Below are 12,196 nucleotides of genomic sequence, written 5' to 3'. Positions count from 1 at the left end.
CCTTGCTCCTGACTCAAGCGGACTCGGTCAAGACCTGCTCCAGGGCGGCGATGAACCGCCGGTTCTGGTCGGGCAGGCCGATGGTGACGCGGATATGGGTGGGCAGGCCGAAAATATCGCCGGTGCGCACGATCACCCCCTGGCGCAGCAGCCCCTCGAACACCTGGCGACAGTCCGCGGCTGCGTCCACCAGGATGAAGTTGGCGTGCGTCGGGACATAGGAGACGCCGAGGCGTGCGAACTCGCCGTAGAGGTAGTCCTTGCCCTCGCGGACGACCTTGAGGCTGCGCTCGACCTGACCGGGATCGCGCAGGCTGGCGCGCGCCCCCTCCATGGCGACGGTGCTGACGTTGAAGGGCGCGCGCACGCGCATGAGGCTGTCAATCAGCCGCGGCGGGCCGAAGCCGTAGCCGATGCGCAGCCCCGCCAGCGCGTAGATCTTGGAGAACGTGCGCAGGACGATGAGGTTATCCGCCCCCTCCTTGAGCAGGGTCAGCGAGTCGGGGTAATGCGGGTCCTCGACGTACTCGCCGTAGGCTTCATCCAACACCACCACGCAGCTCGGCGGCGTCGCCTCGAGGAAGGCGGTGACCTCGTCGTTGGTGACGATGGCGCCGGTGGGGTTGTTGGGGTTGCCGATCCACACCAGCTTGGTGCTCCGGTCGAGGCGGCGCGCCATCTCCCGCAGGTCGTAGCGGTAGTCGCGCAGGGGCACCAGCACGCACTCGCCGCCCATGAGGCGGGTGGTGAACTCGTACTGACTGAAGGGCCCCTCGGGCATGAGCGCGCGCTCGCCCGGGTTGAGGAACGCCAGCCCGATGCCGAGGATGACCTCGTCGCTGCCGCGGCCGATGACGATCTGCTCCGCGGGCAGGCCCAGGTGCGCCGCCAGCTCGCGGCGCAGGTCGTACCAGTCGTTGTCCGGGTAGAGACGAGACTGCGTGAGCGCCTGCTTCATCGCCTCCAGCGCCAGCGGGGAGGGCCCCAGCGGATTCTCGTTGGAGGCGAGCTTGATGATGTCGCTCAGCCCGTACTCGCGCTGCACCTGCGCGATCGGCTTGCCCGGGCTATAGGGGCGCAGCCCCGCGATCGCGGGGCGGGTCAATCCGTCGTCAGCCATGGCAGCGTGTCTCCCGCTATCCTATGCGCGGATGGCACAGAGGATGAGCCTCCGCCTATCCCTCGTCGCTGGCGGTGTCCGCGCCCAGGAACAGGCGGCGCTGGAGCAAGAAGTCGCGCTCAGTCCAGCTCCGCCCCTGGCCGCCCTCGCGCTCCATGATGGTGAGAAAGCGATTGACCTGCGCGTCCAGGTTCTCCGCATGGTGCAGGGCGCAGGCTTCGACCGTCAGCGGCTCCTTGGGCGCGCCCATGGTCGGCTCGCCGTGATGCGCCACCACCATGTGCCCCACCCGCAGCCGATGCTCCTCACTCAGCTCCGCGACCTCCTGCAGCGCCTGCGCCACCAGATGATAGCCCTGGGCGATGTGCCCGATCAGCTCCCCCTCGTCCGTGGTCTCGATGCTGAGATTGCACGCGTATTCGCTGACCTTGCCGATGTCATGCAGCAGCGCGCCCACCACCAGCAGGTCGCGGTCGAGCTGCGGGTAGATGGCGCACAGATGATCGCAGATCTTGACGACGTTGAGGGTGTGCTCGATCAGCCCGCCGACGTAGGCGTGATGCACCCGCTTGGCCCCGGGGGCGGTCTTGAAGCGGTCGGCGAACTCCCCGTCGGCGAAAAACACCGCCAGCAGCTTGCGCAGGCCGGGGTCGCGCACCGACTTGCAGACCCCGATCAGCTCCTCCAGCATCTCGTCCGGGCTGCGCGCGGCCGTCGCCAGGAAGTCCTCGCGCCGCACCTGCTCCGGCGCGCAGCGGCTGAGGTCGCCGACGATGACCTGTAGTTTGTCCTTGTACGCCTCGACGCGGCCGCTGACCGCCACCACGTCGCCCTCCTCGAACGTCGCCGCCAGCGCCTCGGCATTGTCCCATACCCGCGCCTCGATGTCGCCGGTGCGGTCGCCCAGGGTCAGCGACAGGTACTGGCCGGGCTTGTTCTTGAACGGAGTCAAGCGCTTGCCGCGCACGACGTACTGCTCGCCGGCGAGGTTCGCCCCCGGGGTCAAGTCGCGCACGCAGCGCCGCGCCGCGCGGCCATCCTCCATGCCCAGCTTCGGCTGTTTGCCCTCGCTTGCAGTCATGTCGTTCCCCCGTGGCTCCTTCCCGCGCCCCCAGGGCCCCATCCCATCAGTACAGAGTCTGGATGTCCGCACCCTGGTAGTACTTCGCCAGTATCTCCCGGTAGTCGCGACCGGCGGCGGCCATGCCCGCCGCCCCGACCTGGCACATTCCGACGCCGTGGCCCCACCCGGCCCCCCACAGCACGAAGGCCACCGCTCGCCCGGCCGCGTCGGCCAAGCGCTCGACCACGAAGGCCGAGCTCGGCAGGTCGCCCAGCGCGCGGCGGATCACCAGCTCGCGGCTGAGGGTGGTCGTCGCGCGCGTGCCCACCACCTCCAGGCGCGCGATGCGCCCCGAGGCGCCGCGCTCCAGCGGTCGCAAGTCCACCACCTCGCCGACGCTCACCATGTCGGCGAGGGACTTGTCAATCTCCTCGCGCGGCAGCGTCCGCACCCAGCGAAAGCGCGACAGGTCAACGTACTGCGGCTGGCGGCAGTTGACCGCCGGGAAGGTCTTCAGGTACGCGCGCAAGCGGTCGTCCTGCTCGCGGTAGCCGCGGTCGTCGCGGTTGCCGTCCGCCACCCCCTGCAGGTAAGGAACGTCGCTGCCCCACACGTCGCGCGCGCCCTCGGTGTACCCCCCGCAGACCGCGTGATATACGGCATCGGCCGGGCGCCCGTCGTAGGTCAGGATCTCCCCCCGCGTCGCCGCCACCGCGGCGTCGCCCGCGGGCGCCTGTCCGCTGATGCCGCGGTAGGCCTGGCAGTGGCCCTCGGCGCACAGGTCGAACCCATCGGCGCGATGGCGGCCGAGCTTGAACATCGCCTCGCTGCGCACCGCCACCGCCTGCGCCTTCAGCGCCTCCAGGGGATAGCTCGGCCCCATCTCCGCGCACACCACCCCCCGCGCGTACGCCTCGAGGTCCACCGTATTGACCAAGGATAACATGCCGGCGGCGTCGCCCGCCACCTCCAGCTCGCCCGCGTAGCGCCGCAGCGACTTGTCGTCAAGGCCCGCCAGCAGGCCGTCCGCGCACCCCTCGCCGGGGCGCAGACGCAGCGGCAGCCCCAACCACCGCCCGGGGCCGCGGGCGCCGACGACATAGACCTCCCCGGCGGCCGGGCGCTCGGCGGCGCCTGCGCTCGGCGGCGCCGCCGAGCGCAGGCAAACGGTCCACGTGTCGCCCTCGCCTTTCGTCTCCTCCCCCCCGGCGGACAGCACGAACGGCCCCGGCGCGCCGATGACGACCGTGGTGCGGTGCCACGCCAGGCCGACCCGCACCTGCGCCGGAGCGACGTCCGCCCCCACCGGGCGCGGCCCCAACCCCATTGCTAACGCGGCGAGCGCCGCTGCGGCCAGGCGGCTAGGTCTGCTCTGCAGACCGCCGTGGCGGTGGCGGAGCCGCCTAGCCACGCTTGAGGGGGCGTCGGTCACGCCTTCGGCCCCAGGGCCCACACCGCCTGGAAGCGCACGGTGCGCGCCCAGTTGCGGTCGCCCTGCGGTTTGGTGAAGACCGCGTTGAGGCGCAGGGCGAGCTCGCTGGTGAGCTGATAGGTGAGGCCGGTGTCGGCGCTGGAGCCGAACTCGCGGCCCCCCGCCGCCGAGCCGTTACCCGTCGCCTTGAGCCGCGGGCCCAGGTTTTGGGCGTAGTAGACCTGCACCTTGTGCTGCCACGCTTCGCCCAGGACTCGCTCCTCGGACAGGTCGAGGACGACGTGTTTGCCCAGCGGCATCCGCAGCCCCAGGCCGAGGGCGTGATCGGCCTGCGAGAAGTCGTGACTCCCGGTCAGGCTGTAGCCGATGAAATAGCTGCGGCGCGCCGACTCATTGTAGAGGTACTTGGCCTGGTAGTCCACGCGGTCGGGCGCGGTGGCGTCCACGCCCTGGTCGGAGTTGCGCACCTTGCCGTAGTCGTCCTGAAGGTAGACCCACACGCTCTGGCGCGCGCCGGTGGGACGGATGAACCACAGATCGAGGTCGCTCGACCACGACAACTGGGAGCTGTCGTTCTCGCGGGACGACACCAGGCTGAAGGCCAGCGTGCCCTTGCGCTCCCAGCCCGCCTCGGCGGCGTGGCTGCACAGGCCGCATAGTAATAGGGTGACGCCGATCGCGCGCCGCAATTCTTACCCTCCGGGATGGGCTCGCATGGCAACTTCGCCGCCGCGGGAACGAAACCTGCCCCGCGCGGCGGGGACGAAGGCGCGGGCGCAGTAGGGGCGCATGGCCATGCGCCCCTACTGGTTCGCCTCAGGCCGTCCCGCTCATCGTTTCCTCGCCCTCGATGAGGCCGTCGCGGAAGTGAACGACGCGGCGAGCGTGGCGGGCGATGTCGGGCTCGTGGGTGACGATGAGGATGGTCTTGCCCTCGCGGTTGAGGCGCTGGAGGATGGCCATGATCTCCGTGCCCTGGGCGGTGGCGAGGTTGCCGGTGGGCTCGTCGCCGAGGATGATGGCGGGGTCGTTGACCAGGGCGCGGGCGATGGCGACGCGCTGCTGCTCGCCGCCGGACAGCTCGTTGGGGCGATGCCCCATGCGGTCGGCGAGGCCCACCGCCGCCAGCGCCCGCTCGGCGCGCTCCCGACGCTGGTCGCCGCGCGCGTAGAGCAGCGGCAGCTCCACGTTGCGCACGGCCGTCGCCCGCGACAGCAGGTTATAGCTCTGGAAGACGAAGCCGATCTGTTGATTGCGGATCTTGGCGAGCTGGTACTCGTCGAAGCGCGACACCTCGACGCCGTTGAGGCGGTACTCGCCGGCGGTGGGGTGGTCGAGGCAGCCCACCAGGTGCATGAAGGTGGACTTGCCGGAGCCGGAGGGCCCCATGATGGCCACGAACTCACCGGCCGCGATCGCCAGCGAAACCCCGCGCAGGGCCGGCACCACCAGCCGCCCCATGCGATATTCCTTCTTCAGGTTGACCGCCTCAATCATGGTCGCGACGCTCATCCCCCCGCCGGGGCGGCGGCCGGCGGCGCCAGCGTGCCGATGGCCCGCTGCAGGTTCACCAGCGCGGTCTGGTGATCGTAGCGCGCCCGCACCTGGTTGGCGAGCGCACTGGTGACGGCGACGCGGGCGTCTATGACCTCGAGCAGGATGCCCACGCCCTGGTGGTACTTGCCCTCGGCGGCGGCCAAGCGCGCCTGGGCCGCGGCCACCGACTTGGCGCTCGCATCCACGCGCTCGCGCGTGCGTTCCGCCTCCACCAGGGCGTTCTCGACCTCCAACCCCACCTGATTGATGGCCTGCTGGAGGTTGGCCTCGCTGCGGCTCAACTGCGCCCGCGCGGAGGTCTCATCGGAGCGGGTCGCGTAGCCGTCGAACAGCGGCCAGGACGCCGTGAGCAGAAAGCCCCACGCCGGGTCGAGCGCATTCCAGTCGGCGTATCCCCGGTCGTATTGAGCGGAGACGTCGAGTAGGGGGCCGCGGCCGATCCGCGCCAGGGTCACCGCGTAGCGGCTGGCGCGCGTGACCGCCTCGGCCTGCATGAGCTCCGACCGTCGGGTGCGCGCGGTCTGCAGCGCCTCCGCCAGCGGTGGGAACTCGCCGGCGACTGCGGGCGCCGCCGGTGCCAGGTCCAACGCCGTGTCCGGCGGCACGCCCAGGGTGTTCTTGAGCCGCGCCAGCGCCAGGCGCACATCGCTGCGGGCGTCAATGAGATCGAGCTCGGCGCGCGCGAGGTCGTCGTCGGCGGGAAAGACGTCCACCTCGGCGGCGGCGCCCAGGGCCGCGCGCGCCTTGACCTGCTCCAGGTGGGATTGCGCGGACTCCACGCCTCCCTGCGCCACCGCCAGCAGCTCGTGCGCCGCGAGCACCGCGTAGTAGTTGCCCGCTACCTGCTGCACCAGGTCGCGGACGGTTGACACGTGGCCGAGCTCGGAGGCGTGCAGCGAGGTGGCGCTCACCGCCACGTTTTCCGCGCGGCCCCGCCGCCACAGCGTCAGGCGCGCCGTGAGGTCGAGGTCCTGGCGGCTATCGGCGTTGCCGAGGGTGCTGCCGGTGAAGCCCTCCACGGAGTCGAGCGAAAGCTGGGGGTAGTAGCTGCTGCGGGCGCGAGTGAGGCCCGCCTCGGCCGCGATCACGCCCTGCTGCGAGGCCGTGATCTGCGGGTTGTGCGCGAGGGCGATGACCACGCAATCGTCGAGGGACAGGGGGCGGTCCGGGAGCGCCGCCGGGGAGGGCACCGCCGCCGGAGCAGGCGGCGCGGCGGCCGCCACCATCAGCACGACGCCGAGATACGCTGCCAGCATGAGCGGTACCCTTCCTCTATCTGGTTGGCGGTCATTCATAGCGCAAGGCCTCGATCGGGCGCAGGGCGGCGGCCTTGCGCGCGGGGAGCAAGCCGAAGAAGACGCCGACGCCGGCGGCGAAGGAAAACGCGACCAGCACCCACGGCAGCGACACGGCGGTGTTCATGCCCAAGATGCGCAGCAATAGGGCGAGGCCGCCGCCGAGGGCGACGCCGACGGCGCCGCCGACCAGGCTCAGGGTGAGCGCCTCGATCAGGAATTGGCGCAGGATGTCGCGCGGGGTCGCGCCCACCGCCTTGCGCAGGCCGATCTCGCGAGTGCGCTCGGTGACGGAGACGAGCATGATGTTCATGATGCCGATGCCTCCCACCAGCAGGGAGACGGCGGCGATGGAGCCGAAGAGCAGGGTCATGATGCGGTTGGCCTCCTGGGCGCCCTCGATGAGATCGGCGGCGGACATGATTTGGAAATCGCTCTCGCTGGCGGGGCCGATGCGGTGACGCCGCCGCAGCAGCGCCTCGACCTCGGCCTGGGCGCGGTCCGCCAGCTTCATATCCGCCACCTGCACCGCGATCGAGCGGACCGCGTCGCGCGCTCCGCCCCGCCCCCCGCCGGGGCCGATCAGCCGGTACATGGCGGTGGTGATGGGCACCACGATCTGATCGTCCTGGCTGAAGAAGCCGGTGTCCCCCTTGGCCACGAACTGACCGAGCACCTGGAAGGTCATGCCGGCGATCTTGATGCGCTTGCCGACCACCGCTTGCCCGGCGCCGAAAAGGTTTTCGACCGCGGTGGGGCCGAGCACCGCCACCTTGCGCCGACTCTGCACATCGCGATCGGTGAAGAACGCGCCTTCAGCGAGCTCGAAGTTGCGCACCTGGGGGAAGGCGGCGGTGGTGCCGACGATGCGCGTGTTGGTGTTGGCGTTACCCGCCTTGACCTGGGCCTGGGTGTTGACCTCGGGGGCGACCGCGACCACCGTCGGCACCTGCTCGGCGATGGCCTCCGCGTCGGCGTAGGTCAGCGTCTGCTCGGAGCCCATGCCGCCGGCGACCGGGCCGTGGCGCATCTGGCCCGCGCGCACCGTCAGCACGTTGGTGCCGAAGCGCTCGAACTGCTGCATGGTGGCCGCCTTGGCGCCCTGGGTCATGGAGATGGCGGCGATGACCGCCCCCACGCCGAAGATCACCCCCAGCATGGTGAGCGCCGACCGCAGACGATTGGCGGCCAGCCCCTCCAACGCCACCCGCAAGGATTCCCAGACGCTCATCGCATGTGCTCCGCTTGGCTTCCTACCCGCCGCGACCGCCACCGCCGCCCCCATCGCTGCTGCGGACGAAGCCGCCCGCCCCCCCGGCGCGGAGGCCCATCTCGCGCATGCGCTGGCTGCGCACGTCGGACGCCGCGGTCAGACTCGGCAGCACCACTACGTCGCCCTCGCGCAGCCCCTCCAGCACCTCCGTGCGGTCGTTGCCCGAGATGCCGGCTTCCACCGGCACCTCCACCTGCTCCTTGCCGCGCAGGAGGACCACGACCTGACTTCCATTCGCGTTACGGATCGCCCGGATCGGCAGGTACAATGTATCCTTCACCCGCTCCACCAGGAAGTCACAGCTCGCCGTCATCCCCGGCTTGAGGCGTGCGTCAGGGTTGTCAATCCCCACCGTCACCAGCACCGTGGTGATGTTCTGTTGGGTCAGGGCCTGGGGGTCTATGCGCGTCACCGTGCCCGCGAATACCTCGTCGGGAAAGGCCTCAACGCGGATTACCACCGACTGCCCGGCCTTCACCTGCCCCACGTCAGCCTCGTCCAGGCTGACCTCGGCGAACATGCGGGTGAGGTCCCCCAGCAGCACCACATCCGTGCCCTGGGTCACCGAGGAGCGGCCGGAGGTCACGATCGTGCCTTGCTCGACCAGCTTGGCCAGGATGACTCCCGCGCGCGGGGCCGTAATCGTGGTGTAATCAAGCATGGTGCGCGTATTGTCGAGCTGGGCCTGCGCGCGCGCGACCTGCGCCTGGGCGCTCGTTACGTCGGCCCGGCGCAGCCGGTCTTGCACCGCGTCCGCGCGCGCCCGATCCAGCCCGGCCTTCGCCTGCGCCACCCGCGCCTGCCCCGATGCCAGCTCCGGGTTCTGCTCCTGCTCCAGGGTGTCCCAGCGCTCCTGCGCGGAGGCAAGCTCGGCCCGCGCCAGGTCGCGGCGGTTGAGGGCGGTGTCCACGTCGCTCTGGGGAACGAAACCCTGCGCCTTCAGCCCCTGGACGCGGAGCAGATCCTTGCCCGCGAGGTCGAGGTTCGCCGCCGCCTTGTCGAGCGCCGCGCGCGCCTGGGCGCGCGTCTGCGGCTGCGCCGCCCGCTGCAGACGCTCCAGGTCCTTGACCGCCGAGTTATGGGCGGCCTCGGCCTGGGCGATGGCAGCCCGGGTCAGCGCCGGCTGCACCTGCGCCTGCTCGCGGGCTTGCGCCAGCCGGGCCTCGGCCGCCGCCAGGTCGGCGGCGGCCTGATCGTAGGCGGTGCGGCTGTCGGTGGGGTCAATCTTAGCGATGAGGTCGCCGGGCTGGACCTTATCTCCAACCTCCACCGCCAGCACGTCCACCCGCCCGCCCGCATACGACTTGACCGCGACCGTCGTCAGCGGCTGCAGCACGCCGTCGGCGGAGACGGTCAGCTCCACGGTGCCGCGCTGCACTCGCACCGTCTGCAATTCCTCGGCGTCAGCCGTGCCTGCGGCGCGCGCGCGCACCCACAGTCCAGCGCCGATCCCCGCGACCAGCACTACGCCGACTATCACTATCGTACGTTTCATGCGCACCGCTCCTGGGCCAAATCACCGCCCGTGGGCGCGCGAGATAACCGCGACTTCAGCGAAGTCGCGTCCTTCGCGATCACGGGCCAACGTTGCTTTCCGCGCCGGTGGGACTATCCCCGAGGCCGTCTCGCGCCTCCGGGGCCGGACTGGCCGCCACCGCCCATGCGCCCCATCATGCCCAGGCCGTTATCGAGGATGCCCAGCGACATGCAGCGCGCTCGCGACCGGGTGGACAACTGCTTGACCAATGCCGCATCCGTGGCCGCGACCTGCTTGCGATACTGGGTGAGCGCGGCGCCGTAGGCCGCTAGCGCGGCCCGCAGGTCCTTGTCAGTCGGCTTTGCCTGGTTGGCGGTGCGGCGCAGCTTGGTCAGCTCCTGCGTCAGCGCCTCCCGCGCACGTGCTTTGGCCGTAAGCGCCTTTTTCGCCGCTGTCTTCTCTGCATCGGTGAGCCCGGCCTGGTCCAACATGCGCGCGGTCATCTGCTCGCGCATTTTCGCCCGCTCGGCCTCGCTCATCTGCCCCCAGCCGCCGGGACCACCGCCCGCGCCGCCGCCTGGCGCCTGCGCCACCATCACCGCCCCCGCCGGCGGGGTCGCCGCTACCGCCATCCGCGCCTGCACCATGTAGAGCACCGACACCGCGGCGAGCGCCGCCGCCGCCGCCGCCACTGCCAAGCGTAGTCTGCTCATGCCACTGACCTCCTGATGGGTCTGGAATCCGCCAGTCTCATGCATAGACGACCCGCCGCCAGCTAAAGTTTCATCCCCGCGCGTGGGGGTGACTCCCGGCGCCGCTCGACAGGTGCACGGCTCGTCGCCGTGGAAATGTGACGCGCGAGGGCGCCCCCCACGACGCGGGTGTCACCGTTTGCCGTTGGCCTGCGCGAGCGACTCTCAAGACCTCCCGTGCGAAGGAGAGGTCGGCCCGGTTTATCGGGCCGCGTGAGGCTTGTCCGCCGTAGGCGGGGTGCGCCACACGGCCGTCCACCCTGTAGGGGCAAGGCATGCCTTGCCCCTACCTTTGGTCCTCTCCGCCAGGGAGACGAGTGGCTCTGCGCGTCATGCCAACGCCTTGCAGTCCTATCCGATGAGGTAGCGAGCGATGACTTCCCGCAAGCTGGACGACCTGGCAGCACTGGCGGGCGCGCCCATCGCCTTCGAGCGCAACGAGGCCTGGCGCGTCTATACCGGCGGCAAGCTCTTCCGCGAGCTGCGCGGGCAGCCCGATCCCCACGACAGCTGCTACCCCGAGGATTGGATCGCCTCGATGACCCGCGCCCGGAACCCGCCCCGCGACGGCCAACCGCCGCTGGAGGGCCTGAGCATCGTCCGCGGCACCGCGGTGCCGTTCGCCCTGCTGGTGGAGCTGTTCCCGCGGGAGATGCTCGGCGCGGATCACCTTGCCGCTTTCGGGCCGACGACGCAGGTGCTGGCGAAGTTCCTGGACTCGGCGGTGCGCCTGCCCATCCAGGCCCACCCCGATGACGAATACGCGCGCCGCTACTTCGACTCGCCGGTGGGCAAGACCGAAGCCTGGATCATTGTCGCCACGCGGGTGATTGGCGGGGTCGAGCCCTACCTCCTGCTCGGTTTCCGCCCGGGGGTGGAGCCCGCGCATTTCCGCCGCCTGGTGGACGCGCAGGATCTCGACGGACAGGTGGAATGCCTCAATCGCATCCCCGTGCGGCCGGGGGACGCCTACCTGGTGACCGGGCGCACCCCCCACGCCATCGGCAGCGGGGTGTTCATGATCGAGGTGCAGCAGCCGTCGGACCTGGTCATCCACACCGAGCTCAAGGTGGTGGAGGTGGAGCTGCCGGCGGAGGGGGCTCACATGGGCCTGGGGTGGGAGCGCGCGCTGGAGGTATTCGATTACACCGGCCACACGGTCGCGGAGGTCACGGCGCGGGCGCGCCTGCAGCCGCGCGTGATCGCGCAGAGCGCGGGCGGCGACGTGGAGCAGATCATCGCCTACGCGGACACGCCCTTCTTCGCCTCGCGGCGGCTGCGGGTGAGCGGGGAGCTGGCGCTGACCAACGAGCGTTTCTACGCGGGCGCGGTGGTCGCCGGCGCGGGGGCGCTCGTCTGGCCTGGAGGCGAGATGGCGCTGCGACCCGGCGACACCTTCTTCGTACCCTACGCGGTGCGCGAGCACAGATATCAGGTAGGGGCGCATGGCCATGCGCCCCTACAGGTGATCACCGCCGACCCGCCAGCGCTGGGGGACATGTGAAGCGGTGCGTCGTTGGGGAAGGCGACCACCGATTCCTGCGCGCAAGGCACGATATCTGCTGTCAAGGGGGCTAACGACCATGATGGTAGTCAGATGTCCGATTCACGGGCTGATAGAGTACGGTGGCCTGGAGGAGAGGGTCATCAACAGCCGGGCGATGCAGCGACTGCGGGGCATCCACCAACTGGCCATGGCGTATCTCGTCTATCCCGGCGCGGTTCACACGCGATTTGACCATTCCCTCGGAGTCATGCACGTTGCGGGGAGAATGGCGAAAGTCCTCGGGTTCAGCAAGAGAGAGATTGGGAATATCAGACTCGCGGCGCTATTACACGACGTTGGCCATGGACCATTCTCGCATGTCTCCGACACTTCGCTCACCGGTTTGAGCGCCGGGTACGCCGATGGGAAGAGAATCGATGCCGAGAAGCTCCACGAGTGCATAACGGTGGACGTAATCAACCATGACGATGAACTACGAGGAATCCTCGGTGCTCGCAGAGAGGATATCACAAGGCTGATTGACACGGTCAACTACGCAGGCCGCACGGCGGCACGGCACATCATATCTGGCCCTCTAGACTATACTCCGGCCATTTCTTGAAGCAACGGATGGCGCAAGCGTGCGAGCACGTCTGTTTTTCGACGAAGGGCGTTTTTGCCCATGAGCGAGAAAATCCAGGCGAGCAGCGCCGCCGCTTGCAGCGCGCGGCGCATTTCGCC

11 protein-coding genes are annotated in these 12,196 nt (G+C 69.9%); 2 read left to right on the top strand and 9 right to left on the bottom strand.

What is annotated here, in order from left to right; genetic code table 11:
* Positions 1 to 13 precede the first annotated feature (13 nt).
* From hisC to VM221_07870, 9 genes are all read right to left on the bottom strand, one after another.
* Entirely contained in the window at positions 14 to 1,120 is a 1,107-nt protein-coding gene (hisC, locus tag VM221_07910; protein HUT74744.1) for a histidinol-phosphate transaminase, read from the bottom strand.
* A gap of 55 nt (positions 1,121 to 1,175) precedes the next feature.
* A complete protein-coding gene (locus VM221_07905) occupies positions 1,176 to 2,201 on the bottom strand; it encodes an HD domain-containing protein (GenBank protein ID HUT74743.1) in 1,026 nt (341 codons plus the stop codon).
* Positions 2,202 to 2,247: 46 nt separating this feature from the next.
* Positions 2,248 to 3,594 (bottom strand): SpoIID/LytB domain-containing protein, encoded by a 1,347-nt coding sequence (locus VM221_07900; GenBank protein ID HUT74742.1) that lies wholly within the window; start codon positions 3,592 to 3,594, stop codon positions 2,248 to 2,250.
* A 17-nt stretch (positions 3,595 to 3,611) separates the two neighbouring features.
* Positions 3,612 to 4,304 (bottom strand): hypothetical protein, encoded by a 693-nt coding sequence (locus VM221_07895; GenBank protein HUT74741.1) that lies wholly within the window; start codon positions 4,302 to 4,304, stop codon positions 3,612 to 3,614.
* Between the two features lie 127 nt (positions 4,305 to 4,431).
* A complete protein-coding gene (locus tag VM221_07890; protein ID HUT74740.1) occupies positions 4,432 to 5,127 on the bottom strand; it encodes an ABC transporter ATP-binding protein in 696 nt (231 codons plus the stop codon).
* Positions 5,124 to 6,428 (bottom strand): TolC family protein, encoded by a 1,305-nt coding sequence (locus tag VM221_07885; GenBank protein HUT74739.1) that lies wholly within the window; start codon positions 6,426 to 6,428, stop codon positions 5,124 to 5,126. The genes VM221_07890 and VM221_07885 overlap by 4 nt, the downstream gene beginning before the upstream one ends.
* Positions 6,429 to 6,459: 31 nt before the next feature.
* Complete coding sequence (locus VM221_07880; protein ID HUT74738.1) at positions 6,460 to 7,698, bottom strand: ABC transporter permease; 1,239 nt, start codon at positions 7,696 to 7,698, stop codon at positions 6,460 to 6,462.
* Between the two features lie 22 nt (positions 7,699 to 7,720).
* Positions 7,721 to 9,235 carry an efflux RND transporter periplasmic adaptor subunit gene (locus VM221_07875; protein ID HUT74737.1) on the bottom strand — a complete coding sequence of 505 codons (1,515 nt, stop codon included), beginning with the start codon at positions 9,233 to 9,235 and terminating at the stop codon, positions 7,721 to 7,723.
* Positions 9,236 to 9,348: 113 nt separating this feature from the next.
* A complete protein-coding gene (locus tag VM221_07870; GenBank protein ID HUT74736.1) occupies positions 9,349 to 9,930 on the bottom strand; it encodes a hypothetical protein in 582 nt (193 codons plus the stop codon).
* A gap of 412 nt (positions 9,931 to 10,342) precedes the next feature.
* Here VM221_07870 and VM221_07865 point away from each other — a divergent pair, with 412 nt between their 5' ends.
* On the top strand, positions 10,343 to 11,473 hold the full coding sequence (locus VM221_07865; protein HUT74735.1) for a class I mannose-6-phosphate isomerase: 1,131 nt from the start codon (positions 10,343 to 10,345) through the stop codon (positions 11,471 to 11,473).
* Between the two features lie 79 nt (positions 11,474 to 11,552).
* The gene (locus tag VM221_07860) at positions 11,553 to 12,077 is read left to right on the top strand and encodes an HD domain-containing protein (GenBank protein ID HUT74734.1); all 525 of its coding nucleotides are present in this window, start codon (positions 11,553 to 11,555) and stop codon (positions 12,075 to 12,077) included.
* Positions 12,078 to 12,196 lie beyond the last annotated feature (119 nt).

Source organism: Armatimonadota bacterium, assembly GCA_035527535.1.
GTDB lineage: Bacteria > Armatimonadota > Hebobacteria.
The sequence above is the reverse complement of the archived record's forward strand: the minus strand, read 5'-3'. Positions and strand labels throughout refer to the sequence as shown.